The organism is Salinimicrobium tongyeongense (assembly GCF_026109735.1).
Taxonomy (GTDB): domain Bacteria; phylum Bacteroidota; class Bacteroidia; order Flavobacteriales; family Flavobacteriaceae; genus Salinimicrobium; species Salinimicrobium tongyeongense.
Genome location: NZ_CP069620.1, coordinates 714,789 through 732,922 on the forward strand (window position 1 = coordinate 714,789; position 18,134 = coordinate 732,922).

At 43.5% G+C, this 18,134-nt stretch carries 18 protein-coding genes and 1 pseudogene; 10 read left to right on the top strand and 9 right to left on the bottom strand.

Going from position 1 to position 18,134, the window contains the following annotated elements:
• Positions 1 to 154: 154 nt before the first annotated feature.
• The 6 genes and pseudogenes from gpmI to JRG66_RS03210 all read left to right on the top strand — a co-directional run bounded on the left by gpmI (position 155) and on the right by JRG66_RS03210 (position 4,815).
• A complete protein-coding gene (gene gpmI / locus JRG66_RS03185; RefSeq protein ID WP_265164303.1) occupies positions 155 to 1,672 on the top strand; it encodes a 2,3-bisphosphoglycerate-independent phosphoglycerate mutase in 1,518 nt (505 codons plus the stop codon).
• 2 nt (positions 1,673 to 1,674) lie between these two features.
• Positions 1,675 to 2,223, top strand: a complete 549-nt coding sequence (locus tag JRG66_RS03190) for a TlpA family protein disulfide reductase (RefSeq protein WP_265164304.1) — start codon at positions 1,675 to 1,677, stop codon at positions 2,221 to 2,223.
• Between the two features lie 32 nt (positions 2,224 to 2,255).
• Positions 2,256 to 2,672 carry a BT0820 family HAD-type phosphatase gene (locus tag JRG66_RS03195; protein WP_265164305.1) on the top strand — a complete coding sequence of 139 codons (417 nt, stop codon included), beginning with the start codon at positions 2,256 to 2,258 and terminating at the stop codon, positions 2,670 to 2,672.
• A pseudogene (gene map / locus JRG66_RS03200) lies at positions 2,672 to 3,495 on the top strand (type I methionyl aminopeptidase). Before JRG66_RS03195 ends, map begins: the two are co-directional and overlap by 1 nt.
• Positions 3,488 to 4,051: an HNH endonuclease signature motif containing protein gene (locus tag JRG66_RS03205; RefSeq protein ID WP_265164306.1), complete on the top strand. Its 564-nt coding sequence runs from the start codon at positions 3,488 to 3,490 to the stop codon at positions 4,049 to 4,051. Before map ends, JRG66_RS03205 begins: the two are co-directional and overlap by 8 nt.
• Entirely contained in the window at positions 4,048 to 4,815 is a 768-nt protein-coding gene (locus JRG66_RS03210; RefSeq protein WP_265164307.1) for a class I SAM-dependent methyltransferase, read from the top strand. Before JRG66_RS03205 ends, JRG66_RS03210 begins: the two co-directional genes overlap by 4 nt.
• A gap of 205 nt (positions 4,816 to 5,020) precedes the next feature.
• Here the strand turns inward: JRG66_RS03210 and JRG66_RS03215 are convergent, their stop codons facing one another.
• From JRG66_RS03215 to JRG66_RS03250, 8 genes are all read right to left on the bottom strand, one after another.
• Complete coding sequence (locus JRG66_RS03215) at positions 5,021 to 6,037, bottom strand: FAD:protein FMN transferase (protein ID WP_265164308.1); 1,017 nt, start codon at positions 6,035 to 6,037, stop codon at positions 5,021 to 5,023.
• A 2-nt stretch (positions 6,038 to 6,039) separates the two neighbouring features.
• Entirely contained in the window at positions 6,040 to 6,396 is a 357-nt protein-coding gene (locus JRG66_RS03220) for a DUF8840 domain-containing protein (protein ID WP_371875325.1), read from the bottom strand.
• A gap of 95 nt (positions 6,397 to 6,491) precedes the next feature.
• A complete protein-coding gene (gene nqrF / locus JRG66_RS03225) occupies positions 6,492 to 7,781 on the bottom strand; it encodes an NADH:ubiquinone reductase (Na(+)-transporting) subunit F (protein ID WP_265164309.1) in 1,290 nt (429 codons plus the stop codon).
• 10 nt (positions 7,782 to 7,791) lie between these two features.
• Positions 7,792 to 8,406 carry an NADH:ubiquinone reductase (Na(+)-transporting) subunit E gene (gene nqrE, locus JRG66_RS03230; protein ID WP_265164310.1) on the bottom strand — a complete coding sequence of 205 codons (615 nt, stop codon included), beginning with the start codon at positions 8,404 to 8,406 and terminating at the stop codon, positions 7,792 to 7,794.
• A 24-nt stretch (positions 8,407 to 8,430) separates the two neighbouring features.
• On the bottom strand, positions 8,431 to 9,189 hold the full coding sequence (locus JRG66_RS03235) for an NADH:ubiquinone reductase (Na(+)-transporting) subunit D (RefSeq protein ID WP_265164311.1): 759 nt from the start codon (positions 9,187 to 9,189) through the stop codon (positions 8,431 to 8,433).
• Positions 9,190 to 9,191: 2 nt separating this feature from the next.
• On the bottom strand, positions 9,192 to 9,935 hold the full coding sequence (locus JRG66_RS03240) for a Na(+)-translocating NADH-quinone reductase subunit C (RefSeq protein ID WP_265164312.1): 744 nt from the start codon (positions 9,933 to 9,935) through the stop codon (positions 9,192 to 9,194).
• Positions 9,936 to 9,937: 2 nt separating this feature from the next.
• Complete coding sequence (locus JRG66_RS03245) at positions 9,938 to 11,122, bottom strand: NADH:ubiquinone reductase (Na(+)-transporting) subunit B (protein ID WP_265164313.1); 1,185 nt, start codon at positions 11,120 to 11,122, stop codon at positions 9,938 to 9,940.
• 10 nt (positions 11,123 to 11,132) lie between these two features.
• On the bottom strand, positions 11,133 to 12,479 hold the full coding sequence (locus JRG66_RS03250) for a Na(+)-translocating NADH-quinone reductase subunit A (RefSeq protein ID WP_265164314.1): 1,347 nt from the start codon (positions 12,477 to 12,479) through the stop codon (positions 11,133 to 11,135).
• A gap of 159 nt (positions 12,480 to 12,638) precedes the next feature.
• Between JRG66_RS03250 and JRG66_RS03255 the strand changes: the two genes are divergently transcribed.
• Genes JRG66_RS03255 through apaG form a run of 3 tightly spaced genes read left to right on the top strand, consistent with a single transcriptional unit; the run spans position 12,639 to position 15,376 of the window.
• Positions 12,639 to 13,886 carry a type IX secretion system plug protein gene (locus tag JRG66_RS03255; RefSeq protein ID WP_265164315.1) on the top strand — a complete coding sequence of 416 codons (1,248 nt, stop codon included), beginning with the start codon at positions 12,639 to 12,641 and terminating at the stop codon, positions 13,884 to 13,886.
• Positions 13,887 to 13,905: 19 nt separating this feature from the next.
• Positions 13,906 to 14,988 carry a DUF3667 domain-containing protein gene (locus JRG66_RS03260; RefSeq protein WP_265164316.1) on the top strand — a complete coding sequence of 361 codons (1,083 nt, stop codon included), beginning with the start codon at positions 13,906 to 13,908 and terminating at the stop codon, positions 14,986 to 14,988.
• Position 14,989: 1 nt separating this feature from the next.
• Positions 14,990 to 15,376 (top strand): Co2+/Mg2+ efflux facilitator ApaG/CorD, encoded by a 387-nt coding sequence (apaG, locus tag JRG66_RS03265; protein ID WP_265164317.1) that lies wholly within the window; start codon positions 14,990 to 14,992, stop codon positions 15,374 to 15,376.
• A gap of 137 nt (positions 15,377 to 15,513) precedes the next feature.
• Here the strand turns inward: apaG and JRG66_RS03270 are convergent, their stop codons facing one another.
• Positions 15,514 to 16,224: an NRDE family protein gene (locus JRG66_RS03270; protein WP_265164318.1), complete on the bottom strand. Its 711-nt coding sequence runs from the start codon at positions 16,222 to 16,224 to the stop codon at positions 15,514 to 15,516.
• A gap of 141 nt (positions 16,225 to 16,365) precedes the next feature.
• On the opposite strand from JRG66_RS03270, the gene pruA reads away from it, so the two are divergent.
• Positions 16,366 to 17,991: an L-glutamate gamma-semialdehyde dehydrogenase gene (pruA, locus tag JRG66_RS03275; protein ID WP_265164319.1), complete on the top strand. Its 1,626-nt coding sequence runs from the start codon at positions 16,366 to 16,368 to the stop codon at positions 17,989 to 17,991.
• Positions 17,992 to 18,134 lie beyond the last annotated feature (143 nt).

Consider the following 18,134-nt stretch of genomic DNA (forward strand, 5'->3'; position numbering starts at 1 on the left):
GAACTGCAAAATCTTAATAATATTGTGTAATTAAAACCTATAAGTGTTAAAAAAAGCTTTTCAGGGTTTTTCTACTTTTCGGGCTAATTATAACAGCCTTACAAGCTTTCCTTACTATGCATATTTCGTATCTTTGTGAAAATTCCCTAATTCGATGAATAAAAAAGTAATATTGATGATCCTGGACGGCTGGGGGATCAGCAATGACCCCAACACTTCGGCCGTTGATAAGGCAAATACACCTTTTATTGATTCCCTTTATAATAAATACCCTCACAGCAAGTTACGCACCGACGGAATGAACGTTGGCTTACCTGAAGGACAAATGGGCAACAGCGAGGTTGGCCATATGAACCTTGGTGCCGGACGAATAGTTTACCAGGACCTGGCAAAGATCAACCTGGCGGTACAGAATAATTCGCTTGGGAAAGAGCCGGTTTTGGAACAGGCTTTTAACTACGCAAAAACCCATAACAAAGCCATTCATTTTATGGGCCTTGTGAGCGATGGCGGAGTACATTCACACATTAACCACCTCAAAGGCCTGCTTACCGCTGCCGAGGAATTTGGCATTTCCAAAAAGTATGTGCATGCCTTTACCGATGGCCGCGATGTGGATCCCAACTCGGGAAAAGGCTTTATCGAGGAGCTGGAAGATCATTTACATAAAACCAACGGCAAACTGGCTTCGGTTATAGGAAGATATTATGCGATGGACCGCGATAAACGCTGGGAACGCACAAAACTGGCCTATGCCCTCATAGTGAATGGCAAAGGAGAACCCTGTCAAAACGCTGTGGAAGCTATTCAGCAAAGCTATAATGAAGGCGTGACCGACGAATTCATTAAACCAATTGTCATGACCGATGCCCAGGGTAATCCTGTGGCTACAGTTTCCGAAGAAGATGTGGTAATCTTCTTCAACTTTAGAACCGACCGCGGAAGACAACTCACAGCAGCACTCACACAACAGGATTTCCCGGAACAGGAAATGAAAGCCTTACCCCTGTATTTTGTGACCATTACCCGCTACGATGAGACATTTAGAAATGTTCATGTTGTTTTCAGCAAAGAAGATATTAAAGCTACGCTTGGCGAAGTGCTTGAGCGTGCCGGAAAATCACAAATAAGGATTGCGGAAACAGAAAAATACCCACACGTGACCTTCTTCTTTTCTGGCGGAAGGGAAAACCCTTTCCACAAAGAGCGCCGCATTATGATCAATTCTCCCAAGGTGGCAACTTACGACCTGCAACCTGAAATGAGCGCGTATGAATTGACCGATGCTATTGTGCCTGAAATCAACCAGAAGTCGGCCGATTTCATTTGCCTTAACTTTGCCAATCCAGATATGGTAGGCCATACCGGAGTATTTGAAGCCGCAGTGAAAGCCTGCGAAGCAGTTGATGAATGTGCCAAAAAAGTAGTGGATGCTGCAGTAGCCAACGATTATTCGGTGCTGGTGATTGCCGACCACGGGAACAGTGAATTCATGATCAATGAAGATGGCAGCCCAAATACGGCACACACCACCAACCCGGTACCTTTTGTACTTGTAGACAAAGATATAAAGGCAGTTAAAGATGGCATTTTAGGAGACATTGCTCCTACGATCTTAAAGCTGATGAGCGTTGAACAACCAGAATTAATGACACAAAAACCACTTTTTTAAAGATGAAGATATTCCTTTATTTATTGCTGTTGATCACAGCAGCCAATTGCGGAAATTCGAATAATGCCGAAAATGGACAGGAGACGACAGCACCAATTTCCCAGGAGGAAGAGACAGGGAACCTGATTGGAGAAATCAATCGGGAAGATTTACAGCAAGCCCCTTTCTCTGCCTGGTTTGATCCCATGTACCAATCCTATAAACCGGGAGAGGAAGCACTCAGCACTATTAAGGAAAATATCAATGAGTATGACATCATAATGTTCATGGGAACCTGGTGTGCAGATAGCCAGCGGGAAGTGCCAAAATTCTACAAGCTGCTTGAGCTTAGCGATTACGATTTAGACAGGCTGCAGGTGATGGCGGTAAGGGAAGACAAAACCCTTCCCAACAAAATGGAAGAGGAATATGATGTTACCTACGTACCCACGATAATCTTTTTAAAAGATGGCGAAGAAGCAGGGAGGTTTGTGGAATACCCACAGGAAGAACTGGAAGATGACATTGCAAAAATAGTTTCGGGGCAGGAATACAGCCACTCTTACGAGTAGTATTCACAGCCATTAAATTATTATTTTTGCGTATGCCCAAAATGTTGACCATAGCTGTAGATTTTGATGGAACATTGGTGGAAAACCGCTATCCTGAAATAGGCAAACCCATTTTGTTTGCTTTTGAAACGCTACAAAAACTGCAGCAGGAAGGACATCAAATTATACTCTGGACCTATAGGAGCGGGGTGAAATTGCAGGAAGCCGTAGATTTTTGCAAGAGCAAGGGCATCAGGTTTTATGCAGTGAACAGGAGTTATCCTGAAGAGGAATTTGAAGAAGGGCACATGAGCCGCAAAATTTTGGCCGATCTCTTTATAGACGACCGCAACATAAATGGTCTCCCCCCATGGGGGGAGATCTATCACCAGCTTTCAGAAAATTCTGAAGTTGAAGCCGGGCTTCCGAAGAAAGAAAATAAATTGCTAAGAATTTTTAAAAAACTATAATGATCATACCAAGAACCAGAGAGGAAATCGAACTTATTCGCCACAGCGCATTAATCGTGTCGAAAACGCTGGGCATGCTGGCTTCTGAAGTCAAACCGGGCGTCACTACCCTGCAGCTCGATAAAATGGCCGAAGAATTTATTCGTGACCACGGTGCAGAACCGGGTTTTCTTGGAATGTACGACTTCCCGAATTCTTTATGTATGAGCCCCAATGCACAGGTGGTGCACGGCATTCCCAACAATGAGCCCCTAAAGGAAGGAGATGTGATTTCTATTGACTGCGGGGCTTACAAAAATGGCTTTTACGGCGATCACGCTTACACCTTTGGCGTGGGGGAAATAGACCCGGAAACCCAAAAACTTCTGGATGTGACCAAAGAATCCCTCTATATAGGGATCAGGGAATTTAAACTGGGCAACCGCGTGGGGATGTAGGTTACGCCATTCAGCAACATGCCGAAAAGAACGGTTTTGGAGTGGTAAGAGAATTGGTGGGCCATGGGCTGGGGTCTAAAATGCACGAGGATCCCGAAATGCCAAACTACGGAAAACGCGGCCGCGGAAAAAAATTCATTGAAGGCATGGTAGTGGCCATAGAACCCATGATCAACGCCGGTACCCACCGCATTAAACAACTGCGTGACGGCTGGACCATTCTCACTGCCGACAATAAGCCCAGTGCACATTTTGAACACGATGTAGCTTTAATTGACGGAAAACCAGAACTTCTCTCAACTTTTCATTACATTTATGAAGCCTTGGGTATAGAAAGCAACGAAGAAGAAGAATTCAGGGCACAAACAATCAATTTCCATGATTAAGAATTTTCGGCAGGAAAAATGGCTCCCCTATTCCAGAGAGAAATGGCAAGAGCGCTTTAAGTACGCTGTTTCCAATTACGGGAGGGTGGTGAGCTATGTTAAAAATCCTGACGGAGATCTTTTAAAAGGTGGCAAGTCCCAAGGCTTCCTCACCTTTGTGGCAACCCTCAAAAATGGCAAAAAACAAGCCTGTTATATTCACCGGGTGGTTGCCGAACTCTTTCTTCCGAAGAAAGAAGGAGACGAATATGTAATCCACAAGAACTACAATAAGACAGAAAATAAGGTTAGCAACCTTGCCTGGGTGACAAAAAAAGAATGGGTTGCGCATCAACAGAACAACCCGCAGGTAAAGGAAAATAAGCTGAAGCGAAAGCTGGGCACCATTAAATGCTATTCTAAGCTAAGTTATGCCCAGGCCACCGTGCTCAAGAAGAAACTGCTCGACCCCAACCGAAAGACCCGCATCAGGGTGCTGGCAAAGCAATTCGGAGTTTCAGAAATGCAGCTCTACCGCATTAAATCGGGAGAAAACTGGGGAGATATCAAGGTATGATTGGAAAGGCTTTTAAGTTTTTTCTGAACAGGGTTCCCCGGCCTGTACTTATCCGACTTAGTTATGCGGTAAAACCCCTTTTTGTACTTAGCCTTCGCGGAAGAAAATACACAGACCCTATAGACGGCCGAAGTTTTTCAAAGTTTTTGCCCTATGGCTACGGGCAGCAACGCGAGAATGTGCTTTCACCCTCTACCCTTTCCCTGGAGCGGCACCGGCTATTATGGCTTTACCTGAAAGAGCACACCACCTTCTTTACCGCCCCGCATAAAGTGCTGCATTTTGCTCCTGAACAGGCATTTTACAAGCGTTTCAGGAAATTAGGAAACATTAAGTACACCACAACCGACCTCAATTCTCCCCTGGCCGACGTAAAAGCCGATATTTGCAATCTCCCTTTTGAAGATAACAGCTTTGATTTCATCTTGTGCAATCACGTACTGGAACACATCCCCGATGATACAAAGGCCATGCAGGAAATTTTCAGGGTTTTAAGCCCCGGCGGAACTGCCATTCTGCAAATACCGCAGGATCTAAATCGCGAAAAAACATTTGAAGACAACTCAATTACCGACCCTGCCCTGCGAGCAAAGATCTTTGGGCAATACGATCATGTAAGGGTTTACGGAAGAGATTACTTCAACAAATTAAGAGAAGTGGGCTTCAGGGTAGAAGAGGTAGATCTTACTTCACAAATGGAGCCACAACTGGTAGATAAATACCGTCTGGCGAAGGGAGAGATCATTCCGGTGGCAAAGAAGTGAGCAGTTATTGGTTAATGGGGGATCAGGAATAATTATTTCAGAAAAATTGAATGAAAATTATTCTGCATAGTCCAACTTTAAGACCTTCCTAAGGCTTTAAGTGAATAGGAAAAAAATTTGTTCGAAATTACCTGGAGAACAACTTAGGAAGATACCCTGCCTATTCTTTTTGATACTAACCACTCAATAGTCATTCATTGCTTAATTATAAATCTTTCATAAGCTCGTCAAAACCCGGGGTGGCATATTCCTTCATTTCACCTCCAAGAGTAGAATAAATGAGGAAAGCATCTAAATTATTTTCCTGCGAAAGTACCATTTTTGAGAGGTCAAACCCCATAGCCATAAAAGCAGTGGCATAGGCATCGGCCAACGCACAATTTTCAGCAAGAACAGTTACGCTAAGCAGGTCACTTTTTTGGGCAAAGCCGGTGAGCGGATTAATAGTATGAACGTAATGAGCCCCTGTTTCGGGATCTGTACGGTGTTTTCGGTAGTTTCCCGAAGTCGCCATAGCGCGGTTTCTCAGCTCAATGGTTGCCGTAAGTTCCCTTTGCCCTACTTCCTGCATAGGGTCATCAATCCCCACGGTCCAGTACGCCCCTTTTTGTACGTTCATTCCTTTAGCAAGAAGTTCTCCCCCCAGCTCAATAAGGTAGTTATCCACATTCTTTGAATCGAGGTAATATCCCACAAGATCAATGGCGTAACCTTTGGCAATAGCGTTAAAATCGAGGTATATGTTGGGAGTATCTTTGATAAGCAGGTTGTCGTTCAATTCCAGCTTTTCAAAACCCACAAATTGCATAAGGGAATCTATGGTGACCGAGTCTATTTCTTTAGGGCCATTTTCGGGGCCAAATCCATATTGATTCACAAGGTCGCCCACGGTAGGATCAAAGTACCCGTTACTTTGGCGCCACACCTCTTTTGAGAGTTTAAATACATTCTGAAAAAGAGTGTCTACCTCTACCAGGCTGTCTCCCCTGTTTATCCTCGAAATATCTGAAGATTCCCTGTAGGTGCTCATGGACTGGTTCACCCGTTCAAAAATGGAATCGAGAGCTTTCTCAAGCGGTATTTCATCTTCAGAATAATAGCTTATTGAATAGGTAGTGCCCAGGGCTTCTCCATACGCATTCCTTTCTTCATCTGCTTGTGAACATGAAACAACCAGGGAACACAACAACAGCAATCTGATAGCAGGTCTTAAAAATGTCATTTTTAGATTTCTTTTAATCCGGGGTAATTAACTACATAATCTTCTGACCTCATAACGGGCAATTCATAGTCTTTGGAATTTGCGAGCCCCACGCCGGCATAAAAAGTGCGGGCATTAAATTTTAAAGCCTGCTCTTTTACAGTTTCCAAAAAGATCATATCAATATCTCGCGGATCGTGTGGATATTCTATTGCCCGCACTACAACGAAATGCAACTTTTTATTCCTTAAAGCCACGAACTGAGGGTCCTTTTTAAAATCACTATTGACACCCAGAAATTCATATCCCTGTTCTTCCAGATCTTTACCCACAATGTTCATTGCAAGGTTATGCAGTTCCTGATCGGTTAATTGTGACATGATTCAAAATTAGTTAATTCAGCTTAATATAATGTGTCCAAATCAAAAACAGCCACCAATAGGCAGCTGTTTTTTATCATTTTAACTTCTTCAGATTATCCTCCAAAGTCATCAAATCTCACGTTTTCTGGTGGCACTCCAAAATCTTCGGCCATTTTCTCTACAGCCTTGTTCATTAGCGGAGGTCCACAGAAATAGAATTCAATTTCTTCCGGTTCATCGTGCAGGCTAAGGTAGTTATCAATAACCACCTGGTGAATAAATCCTACAAAACCGTCTCCTTCTCCCTCAATTCCATCTTTTACTTTCCAGTTGTCTTCTTCAAGAGGTTCAGAAAGTGCGATGTAGAATTTGAAGTTAGGGAAGTCTCTTTCAAGAGCCCTAAAATGTTCAGTATAGAACAACTCCCTTTTAGAACGCCCACCGTACCAGTAAGTTACTTTTCTTCCGGTCTTAAGGGTTCTGAAAAGGTGGTACAAATGCGAACGCATTGGCGCCATTCCTGCTCCCCCACCAACGTAAAGCATTTCTGCGTCGCTGTGGTTGATAAAGAATTCTCCATAAGGTCCTGAAATAGTGACTTTATCTCCTTTTTTCTGATTGAAGATGTAAGAAGAAGCTATACCAGGGTTTACGGTCATCCAGTCGTTCTTGGCACGATCCCATGGCGGGGTGGCAACACGAACGTTAAGCATGATCCTTCTTCCTTCGGCAGGGTAAGAAGCCATGGAATAGGCTCTTTCAACTACTTCGGGGTTCTTCATTACAAGTGGCCAAAGATTGAATTTATCCCACTCAAGTTTAAATTTATCAGGTTCTCCTGGGTGTTCTTCAGGATGCGCGGTAATATCCATATCTTCATACTTGACCTCGCATTTTGGGATTTCGATCTGGATATATCCTCCAGCCTTGTAATCCATATCTTCAGGAATTTCCACAACAAATTCCTTAATGAACGATGCCACGTTGTAGTTGCTCACTACGGTAGCCTCCCATTTCTTAATTCCGAATACTTCTTCGGGAATGGTGATCTTCATATCCTGCTTTACCTTTACCTGGCACCCAAGACGCCATCCATCGGCAATCTCTTTACGTGTAAAGTGAGGTTCTTCAGTAGGCAGGATAGTTCCGCCACCTTCAGCAACAATACATTTACACTGAATACAGGTACCACCTCCACCACAGGCAGAAGGGAGGAAAAGTTTGTTTTCACCCAAAGTAGACAGAAGCGTACCTCCAGATCCTACTTCAATATCTTTTTCGTTGTTAATATTGATCTTTACAGGTCCCGATGGTATTAACTTGGCTTTTGCTCCCAATAGAACAGCAACCAGGATTAAGATAAGGACTAAGAATACAATAACACTTGCTATAATTACTTCCATTGCTTTCTCTCTATATTTTGATTCCCATGAAACTCATGAATCCAAGAGCCATAAGTCCGGTGATTATAAAAGTGATCCCCAAACCTTTGAGCGGCGCAGGAACGTTTGAATAAGCGATTTTTTCACGAATGGCTGCAATACCCAGAATGGCGAGGAACCAGCCAATTCCACTTCCAAAACCATAAGTTACAGCTTCCCCAAGACCTGAAAAATCTTTTTGCTGCATGAACAGTGCCCCTCCCAGGATGGCACAGTTTACCGCGATAAGCGGAAGGAAGATCCCCAGGGCACCATAAAGCGCGGGAGCAAACTTCTCAACCACCATTTCTACGAGCTGAACCATAGCGGCAATAACGGCGATGAACATTATGAAACTAAGGAAACTCAGGTCGATGGTTGCATATTCTTCGTTCAACCAGGAAAGTGCACCGGGTCTTAGAAGATATTTATCGAGTAAAAAGTTAATAGGCACGGTCATGGTCAAAACGAAAATTACCGCTGCACCTAATCCAACCCCTGTTTTTACGGTCTTGGAAACTGCGAGGTACGAACACATCCCAAGGAAGTATGCAAAGATCATGTTCTCAATGAAGATGCTTCGTACGAATAAATTTATATAATCCATAGTCGAATTTTTTGAGGTTATAGATTAGGCTTCTATTAGTTTACGGTTTCTTGAGCGTTGTACCCAGATGATGATCCCCACCACTATAAGTGCCATAGGAGAAAGGAGCATTAAACCGTTGTTTTCATATCCAAGAGCATAAAACCCAGTAGATTCTGCCAGGGTAGCTCCTTTGTGCCCAAGGATCTCATAGCCAAAAAGCTTACCTGCTCCAAGAAGCTCGCGGAAGAAAGCTACAATGATAAGGATCAAACCATATCCGGCAGCATTTCCTATTCCATCAAGAAAAGATTTATACACCCCGTTACCAAGGGCAAAGGCTTCAAGCCGCCCCATCACGATACAGTTGGTAATAATAAGACCAATAAATACCGACAGCTGTTTACTCACATCGTAGGCATAGGCCCTAAGCACCTGGTCTACAAGCGCCACCAGCGAAGCTACTACCACAAGCTGAACGATAATCCTGATCCTGTTTGGAATAAGGTTTCTAAGTGCCGAAATGATCATGTTACTAAAAGCCATAACCGCCATAACCGCAATTGCCATAACAATTGCAGGTTCCAGCTGCACGGTGATCGCAAGAGCCGAACAAATACCCAAAACCTGAACGGTAATAGGGTTATCATCATCAAGAGGATCTGTAAGTAACTTCCTGTTGGCCCTTGATAAAAAATGCTCTTTTTCCTCGGAATCAGAAAGGAAAAGGATCATTGCGTCTTTCTTATTTTCATTGTCTACCTCAGCAATTTGCTCAGGTTTATTTTTTGTCTCCTGTGCCATAACTATAAATTACTTGCAACGTTTAACTCTGTTTTGCTCTTGAAATAGGGCAGGTAATGCTGAAGCCTTTCAGAAATCATATCTGAAACCCCGTCTCCGGTAATAGTTGCTCCAGAAATTGCATCAACCTTATTATCATCTTTAGAAGAACTGCTGTTACCTTTCACAACAGACACTCCTATAAGTTCTCCATTCTCATCAAAGATCTTCTCATCGGTAAAGCGCTCTCTAAACCATTCCTGGGTGATCTCGGCACCAAGTCCCGGAGTTTCTCCCAGGTGATCAAATACGGCACCTTTAATGGTATTTACATCATCCTTTAAAGAAATATATCCAAAAATGGCATTCCAAAGCCCCGCTCCTCTTAGCGGAATAATGTAATAAGTTTCACCGTCAACCTCGGCTATATATAGCGGGAAGTTTTGCTCTGTATCAACCTTTTTAAGCTCTTTGGCAAGATCTACATCAAAAGCATTCACTCCTTCTTTTTCCTGGCCTTCATTATTAAGAACAAGCTGTTCTTTAATATACTGCTCAAATAAAGCTTCGGCTCCGGCCCTGTCGGTTTCAACACCCACTGTAGCCAGGATGTTCTGCATCTTTTCCTGACGCATGTTCTCATACTGCCTTGGCTGCAACGAAGTAGCTGCAAAAGCCAGAACAACCCCTACTACCACAACCATAACGATGGCAAAAATGAACGTGTACGAATTGGTGTTCGTTTTATTTACTGTTTTCTCTTCCATAACTATACTACAGTTTCAACTTGTTTGTTAATACCTGCTGCTTTTCTTTTCACACGGCGTTTGATGTTACCCTGAATCACGTAGTGATCTATAGTTGGAGCAAATACGTTCATTAAAAGAATTGCCAGCATCACTCCTTCAGGATATGCAGGGTTGAATACCCTGATCATCACCGACAAGAAACCGATCAGGAATCCATAGATCCACTTCCCTTTGTAGGTTTGTGCCGCCGAAACAGGATCGGTTGCCATATAAACAATCCCGAAAGCCAGCCCTCCGGCTACCAGGTGATTGTACCATGGGAAGTTGGTAAGAGCATTCCCTTCAAGCCCCATAGCTGGAAGAGCGTTAAAGATCAAGCCCATTACTGAAGCTCCCAACACTGCACTTAGCATGATCCTCCAGCTACCCACTTTAGTGAATATGAGGAAGAGAGCTCCTAAAAGACACAATGCTGCTGAAGTCTCAGAAACTGAACCAGGGATCATTCCCCAGAACATATCCATTGTGGTATACTCAACCGGCTGACCGGCAGCAAGGGTTCCTAAAATCGTTTCTCCCGAAACCCCGTCTACCTGGGAAGCGTTCATTACCCACACCTGGTTACCCGACATATAAGTAGGATACGCAAAGAAGGCAAAAGCCCGTGCTGTAAGGGCGGGGTTAAGGATATTCATCCCGGTTCCCCCAAAAGCTTCTTTTCCAATAATTACAGCAAAAACTACCGAAATTGCCAGCATCCAAAGCGGAAGACCTACAGGCATGATCATCGGAATTAAAAGCCCCGTTACCAGGTAACCTTCGTTCACCTCGTGCCCTCTAAAAATGGCAAAAGCAAACTCAATTCCAAGCCCTACCGCATAAGAGACCACAATCATTGGCAGTATTTCAAGTGCCCCGTGACCAAATGCATCCCAGAAGTCAACTTCAGGCTGAATTTGTTTGAGGTACTGATAACCCACGTTCCACATACTAAAGAGCAGTACAGGCAGCAGGGCGATCACCACAGTGATCATCACCCTCTTTAAATCTACCGCATCCCTAACATGGGCACCTTTTCTTGTAGTGTGATTTGGAGTAAAGAGAAAAGTATCCAGCGCGTTAATGGCAGGAGAATACTTTTCAAGTTTTTTACCCTTAGCAAAGGGCTCCTTAAATTTATCTAATTTTTGTCTAATCCATTCCATAGTAAACAGTTTATCCAACTTCGGTGATCATGAGATCCAGCCCTAAGCGTATTATTTCTTGCGCCTCTAATTTTGAAGTGTTCACATAATCTACAAGTGCAAAATCTTCGGGAGCCACTTCATAGATCCCAAGATTTTCCATTTTTTCAATATCTGCCGCCATACAGGCTTTTAACAGCTGCATAGGGAAAATATCCATTGGCATCACTTCTTCCATCTCACCCGTAACTACCAGTGCCCTCTCTTCTCCGTGCAGGTTGGTGTTCACTTCGAATTTCTTATTCGGGAACATCCAGCTTAGGGAAGTACGGGAGTTAGAAGGAATGTTATTGTAAGTGAACGGCAACCATCCAAACATGCGGTATTTGTTACCCTCAGGTATCAAAGTGAGCTCATTTGGGAAAAAGCCGATATACTGCCCGGTATTCACCTGCTCTCCTGTAAGAACATCTCCCGAGATCACCCTTACATTCTTCTCATCTACCAAACCTGTAAAATCTTTTACAGCAGCCCCAATTCTGGCTTTAAAATACTTTCTGTCTTTTGCCTCACTTCCACAAACAGCTACTGTGCGTACGGGAGTAAATTTACCTGTAAGAAAAAGATCCCCAATATTGGCAACATCTTCAGGCTTGACAGTCCATACGCGATCGCCCATGTTGATTGGGTCGATCTTATGGATTTGCACCCCAACATTGGCTGCCGGGTGCGGACCAAAAACATTGTGAATTTCAACATTTTTGAGACCCTTTAAAGCCCCACTGCCTTTTCCATCTACAGAAACATGCACCTTCCCGGGAGTTAACCTGGTTAGCGCATTAAGCCCTGCCTGGAAAGCCTCTAGGCGATCTTTCAGAATAAACTCCACATCTGCAGAAAGCGGCGCAGTGTTCATTGCCGAAACAAAGATAGCTTTTGGGGTATCTGCCGGGTCTGCCGGGATATCGTAAGGCCGCTGATTCATAAAAGCCCAGCTCCCACTTTCGAGGATGCGGTTCTTTACGGCTTCAGCATCAGCATTTAACGGATCGAGTGTTCCAAATTCCCGGAATTCATCCGAAGCATCGGCCTCGATGACCACCTCAAGAATGCGGCGCTTCTCTCCTCTTACAATCTCCTTTACAGTACCACTAACAGGAGAAGTGAAACGAATTTGATCGGTGTATTTAGAAAAGAAAAGTTCATCACCCACCTTTACTTTTGCACCCTCTTTCACCACCATCTTTGGTATTACCGAATGAAAATCGGGTGGTTTTACAGCATAGGTTTTGGAGCGGGGTGCGTCAACAAGGGTTTTGTCGGCCTCACCCTTAAGGCGAAGCGTAAGCCCTCTTTTAATTCTAATGTCGTTGGACATAGGACGAAGTGTTAAATTTCATTTAAAATCGGGCAAATTTACTCATTTCCGACCCACAAATCCCAATATAAAACGAATAAATTCCCCTTAGAATTTGTTAAAATGAACAAATAATGATACTAATCAGTTTTTGAGTATATTTAAATTTATTTTTGGTGCATGAAGTCAATTTTACCCCTCTCTATATTTCTCCTCTTCGGATTTTTTTCTGCTGCACAAAACGTAGAAACCGCACCGCCCAATTACATACGTACCGTTATCTTCACGGGCGCCGGTGATTACAGCGGAGTTCCCATCGTGCAACTGGGCGAGCCACTGCTGCTCACCTTTGACGATCTCGTGGGGGATGAGGCCAATTATTACTACACCATTGAGCATTTTAACTACGATTGGACACCTTCAGAATTACTTAAAAATGAATATCTGGAAGGTTTTGACAATGTGCGCATCACCAATTACGAGAACTCGTTCAACACGCTCCAGCTTTACTCGCATTACGAGTTGCGCATTCCCAACGACAACACCCGCGCGCTCAAAGTTAGCGGCAACTATCTCATCAAGATATTTAACGACAATAAGGAGCTGGTGTTCTCCCGAAAATTCATTGTTTACGAGCCCCTAACAAGGGTACAGGTGACAGTGAGAAAGGCTGGTGAAGTAAGAAATATCCAGACCAAACAGGTGGTGAATTTTGAAGTAGACTCTCCCGAGTTCATCATTCGCAACCCACAACAATCGGTTTGGGCGGTTATTTTGCAAAACAACAATCTCAAGACCGCCATTTATAACATACGCCCGCAGTACCACATTGGCACTAGCCTCATTTACAAGTACGATGACCTCACCTCTTTCTGGGCCGGCAACGAATACCTTAGCTTTGACAGTAAAGATCTTAGGGCCGCCACAGTTAAGATAAGATACATTGAGCTGAACGATTTGTACCATCACTACCTTTTTCAGGATCCCATAAGGGCATTCCAACCCTATACTTACAATCCGGATATTAACGGAAAGTTCCTGGTAAACAAATTTGAAGCGCTTGAAGACGATATTGAGGCCGGTTATGTGTGGACCCATTTTGCCCTAGCGGCACCCCAACCTCTGGAAGGTGGCGAGGTACACCTTTACGGCGAATTCAATAATTTTGTGCTTGATGAAAGTACAAAGCTCGAATACAACCCCAACACCGGTGCTTATGAAACGGCACGTCTCTTCAAACAGGGATACTACGATTATAAATATGTATTTCTTCGGAAGGATGGCATTCTTGATGAAGGTTTTATAAGCGGAAATTTTGTTAGCACAGAGAACAATTATACCGTGCTGATCTATTACCTGCCTCCCGGCGGAAGGTTTACCAGGGTTATAGGAATGGGCTCAGCTACCTCATTAAACATCAGCAATTAAGTCATCTGCATAGTTTCTCATGAACGAGGGTCAAAATTTACCAAAGATCTACAAGGAGCGGCACAAACTGAAGTACCGCAGCACAGAATGCCTAAACTGCCATCACCCTCTTGATATAAGCGACCAGTTCTGTCCAAATTGCAGCCAGCTTAACAGCACCAAAAAGCTGTCATTTAACGATTTTTTCAACGAATTTTTTGCCGGAATTTTTGCTTATGATTCCCGGTTTTACAGAACGCTGGGAGCCCTGCTTTTTAAACCCGGGAAAATTTCTAAAGATTACATTCAGGGAAAAAGGGTGCGTTATGCCAACCCTTACCGGTTCTACCTTAGCGCATCCATCATTTTTTTCCTGCTTTGGAGTGTCACCCACGAAATTGAATCCCCCGTGAACCTCAACCTCGATGGCAATGCTGCAGAACAAAGGGAAGTTGATTCCATTTTAACCGCCCAGGGTATAGAAAATCAGCCCTTAGAAGCCTTTCTTCCTTCCAACGACAGCGTCTCAACCCATGAATATATTGCGGAAAAAGACCTGGACACCATGAGCTTTTTTAATGCCCGAATAAAGCAATGGCAGGTATTTTCAGATCATTACGAAGCTACCGGGATGAGAAATTCCGAAGTTGCTCTAGACAGCCTCAACTACTCCAATTCCCGTTTCAATCAATGGTTTTACAGGAAAACCGTGAACTTTAAAATTTTCAGTTCAGACGCTAACCTGTTCTGGAACTATTTTTACAGCAAGCTGCCGTTCATCATTTTCTTTTACCTGCCGGTGTTTGCCCTCTTTATCTGGCTGCTTTATTTGCGAAGGCCCTTCACCTACATGGAACATCTCATCTTTACCTTCCACAACCAAACCACCTGGTTTGTGCTGTTTGGGATAGCAGTGGGAATAAATACCCTCTTCAGCAGTAAAATTGCCACCGATGCTGCCATGCTCATCTTCGCTTTTTACCTCTATAAAGCTTTTAGAAAATTCTACGGGCAGGGAAGAGTTAAAACGTTGATAAAGTTTATTATAATAAATATTATATTCTTTACTTTAGCCTTATTAGCATTCATATTTTCGGTGCTGGCTTCATTTGCGATCTACTAGCATGATTCAACAAATTACCAGAGGCATAAAAATCTCTATAGAAACAAATTTTGAAGGGACCTTTTATAAAAATTACCGGGTCCACTTTGCCTTTGGCTATCAGGTAACCATAGAAAATCAAAGCAAGGATTCCGTGCAACTAAGCTCCAGGTTCTGGAAGATAAAAGATGCCCTCAACCGCACTGAAATCGTGGAAGGAGAAGGCGTTATTGGGAAAAAGCCAGTTTTAAAACCGGGAGAATCCCACACCTACAAAAGCGGATGCTTACTCACCTCCCCCTTTGGAGCCATGAGCGGCTTTTACAGCATGATCAACTTTACCTCCTCCAGGAAGTTCAGGGTTGCCATTCCATCTTTTAAGCTAAGTGCCCCTTTTGCACTGAATTAATTTTGGGTTCAAGGTTTAAGGTTCAAGGTTCAAAAAAATAAATTTCTCAAAATACCTTTTTTGACACCCAAAAAACCGCAAGCCGAAACCGGCAACGCGTAACGAGCAACCGTCACAGGGAGCTGTGCAACCTGCCACTAAACCTCTAAATCGAGCCTGGATTCCTCCATCGCCTCCAGGTCTTTGTAATAAAAAAATCCTTTCCCTTCAAAAATGGCAATTTGGGAGATACTTTTGGTCTTCACAAAACCCCGGTCTATAATCACCCCTTTGTCACTGTCTCCTTTTCCTGCTGAAAAGTGGAAATTCAGGAGCGTTTTGGGAGTGAGTGCCTGTTCCTGCTGAAGTTTTAAAAACCATTCTTCCCGTAGTTCTTTCATTTCTGAAGTGTACAGCGGGCTAGATGACCAGATGTGAGGCTTCAGGGGTAACTTTTTATAGTGTTTTTTAGTGCCATCCCAAACAAATTCAGCAAAAAAGAGCTCTTTTTGCCAGTCGGCTGCTACAATGGTGAAAGGTTCAACTTCAGAAAGGTCGTATTTTTCAACAGCTTCAGTAAAATCTTCAGCAGCCAGAAGATCTTTTACTACCACTCCCCTGCTTTTGCCGTAAGGCAGTTTTCGTTCATGCTTTTTAAAGGCACCATTCAGCAGACAAATTACCCGCTTCTGTTCACTTAAACCCAGCCAGGTGCCGCCGGCCAAAACATCTTTTGGAAATGCCATTTTTAAGCCTTTAACATTGTACAGCTTTGGCGGCAGGGTTTTCCTGCCCGGGGCTTCATCGCGGTTGGAGGTAAGAACGAACGAATTTTGGCCTTTTAGAGGCAGAATAGTCACCGTGCACATTATGAAAAAATTAAGATTCTTTACCTTTTAGCTGCTGATCTTGAGTAAATTTCAGAAAAAAATGGATGAAGCAAAGTTCTTTTAAATTTTTTACCTTTACGACCACACATTTTAGAAATCAAAAAAAATTATTACAACACTATGGGAAAAGGTGTATTCCAGGTTCCGCAGGCAGTAAATGAACCCGTAAAGTCATATGCCCCGGGAACACCCGAAAGAGATGCCGTTTTAAAGGCTTATAAAGAATTGTACAACAGCAAGGTAGAGGTTCCACTTTATATTGGTGGCGAAGAGATCAAGACGGGAGATACAGCCCCAATGAATCCGCCGCACGACCATCAACATCACCTTGGCGACTACCATAAAGCTTCAAAAGAGCATGTGGAAAAGGCCATAAAATCTGCTCTTGAAGCCCGCGAAAAATGGGCAAACCTTGAATGGGAACAAAGGGCTGCCGTATTTTTGAAAGCTGCCGAACTTATTGCCGGGCCTTACCGTTACAAGATCAATGCTGCTACCATGATTGGGCAGTCAAAAAATATTTTTCAGGCTGAAATTGATTCGGCCTGTGAGCTTATAGATTTTCTGCGTTTTAACGTGGAGTACATGACCCGCATTTACGAAGAGCAGCCAGAGTCTTCTTCGGAAGCCTGGAACCGGCTTGAATACCGCCCGCTTGAAGGTTTTGTGTATGCGGTAACCCCGTTCAACTTTACGGCTATTGCCGGTAACCTGCCTTCGGCCCCTGCTTTAATGGGAAATGTTGCCGTTTGGAAGCCAAGTGACTCGCAGGTGTATTCGGCCCGGGTGATCATGGAAGTTTTTAAAGAAGCAGGACTGCCGGACGGAGTAATCAACATGGTGATGGGAGATCCAAAAATGATCTCTGACACTATTCTTGAGAACAGGGATTTTGCCGGACTTCATTTTACCGGAAGCACCACGGTGTTCAAGAACCTTTGGAAACAAATAGGAGAAAATATACATAACTACAGATCTTACCCTCGAATTGTAGGTGAAACCGGCGGTAAAGATTTCATCATCGCCCACCCAAGTGCAAAACCAAAGCAGGTTGCAACCGCAATTTCGCGTGGGGCATTCGAATTCCAGGGGCAAAAATGTAGCGCTGCTTCAAGAGTGTATCTTCCAAAGAGCATGTGGGAAGAAGTGAAATCTTATGTAGTTGAAGATGTAAAGTCTTTCAAAATGGGATCTCCCGAAGATATGAGCAACTTCATTACAGCAGTGATTCACGAAGCTTCATTTGATAAACTGGCCAAATTCATTGATGCCGCCAAAAATGACAGTGATGCAGAAATCGTAGTGGGCGGAAATTACGACAAATCTAAAGGATGGTTTGTTGAACCTACTGTTATTCTTACTAATGATCCTAAATACAGCACAATGTGCACCGAGTTGTTTGGACCTGTAGTGACTGTGTATCTCTACGAAGATGAAAAGTGGAATGACACCCTGAAGTTGGTAGATGACAATGAATATGCCCTTACCGGAGCTATTCTTTCTCAAGACCGTTACGCAGCTGCCGAAGCTACAAAAGCTTTACAAAATGCTGCCGGAAACTTCTATATCAACGACAAACCTACCGGTGCCGTGGTTGGACAACAACCTTTTGGAGGTGCGCGTGGTAGTGGAACTAATGACAAAGCCGGTTCAATCCTGAACCTTTATCGATGGATTTCGCCAAGAACCATTAAGGAAACATTTGTTCCCCCTACAGATTACAGGTATCCATTCCTGGGAGAATAGGAAGAATATGCCATCAAAAAGCCGCCAAAAAAATGCCTTTTTTGGCGGCTTTTTTTATTCCTGCTATGCATCAGCTTGCACAGCCTCTAAATTTCTACATACTTTTCTTACACAGAATAAGTTAAAATTATCTAATAATAGTT

Bases quoted from the DNA above. Each gene is read 5' to 3' on its own strand.
- JRG66_RS03215 (WP_265164308.1), bottom strand. From the start codon at position 6,037: ATGACATTTTTAAGACCTGCTATCAGATTGCTGTTGTTGTGTTCCCTG.
- JRG66_RS03190 (WP_265164304.1), top strand. From the start codon at position 1,675: ATGAAGATATTCCTTTATTTATTGCTGTTGATCACAGCAGCCAATTGC.
- JRG66_RS03270 (WP_265164318.1), bottom strand. From the start codon at position 16,224: ATGTGCACGGTGACTATTCTGCCTCTAAAAGGCCAAAATTCGTTCGTT.
- JRG66_RS03195 (WP_265164305.1), top strand. From the start codon at position 2,256: ATGCCCAAAATGTTGACCATAGCTGTAGATTTTGATGGAACATTGGTG.
- JRG66_RS03255 (WP_265164315.1), top strand. From the start codon at position 12,639: ATGAAGTCAATTTTACCCCTCTCTATATTTCTCCTCTTCGGATTTTTT.
- pruA (WP_265164319.1), top strand. From the start codon at position 16,366: ATGGGAAAAGGTGTATTCCAGGTTCCGCAGGCAGTAAATGAACCCGTA.
- JRG66_RS03235 (WP_265164311.1), bottom strand. From the start codon at position 9,189: ATGGCACAGGAGACAAAAAATAAACCTGAGCAAATTGCTGAGGTAGAC.
- apaG (WP_265164317.1), top strand. From the start codon at position 14,990: ATGATTCAACAAATTACCAGAGGCATAAAAATCTCTATAGAAACAAAT.
- nqrE (WP_265164310.1), bottom strand. From the start codon at position 8,406: ATGGATTATATAAATTTATTCGTACGAAGCATCTTCATTGAGAACATG.
- JRG66_RS03245 (WP_265164313.1), bottom strand. From the start codon at position 11,122: ATGGAATGGATTAGACAAAAATTAGATAAATTTAAGGAGCCCTTTGCT.
- JRG66_RS03220 (WP_371875325.1), bottom strand. From the start codon at position 6,396: ATGTCACAATTAACCGATCAGGAACTGCATAACCTTGCAATGAACATT.
- nqrF (WP_265164309.1), bottom strand. From the start codon at position 7,781: ATGGAAGTAATTATAGCAAGTGTTATTGTATTCTTAGTCCTTATCTTA.
- JRG66_RS03205 (WP_265164306.1), top strand. From the start codon at position 3,488: ATGATTAAGAATTTTCGGCAGGAAAAATGGCTCCCCTATTCCAGAGAG.
- JRG66_RS03210 (WP_265164307.1), top strand. From the start codon at position 4,048: ATGATTGGAAAGGCTTTTAAGTTTTTTCTGAACAGGGTTCCCCGGCCT.
- JRG66_RS03260 (WP_265164316.1), top strand. From the start codon at position 13,906: ATGAACGAGGGTCAAAATTTACCAAAGATCTACAAGGAGCGGCACAAA.
- JRG66_RS03250 (WP_265164314.1), bottom strand. From the start codon at position 12,479: ATGTCCAACGACATTAGAATTAAAAGAGGGCTTACGCTTCGCCTTAAG.
- JRG66_RS03240 (WP_265164312.1), bottom strand. From the start codon at position 9,935: ATGGAAGAGAAAACAGTAAATAAAACGAACACCAATTCGTACACGTTC.
- gpmI (WP_265164303.1), top strand. From the start codon at position 155: ATGAATAAAAAAGTAATATTGATGATCCTGGACGGCTGGGGGATCAGC.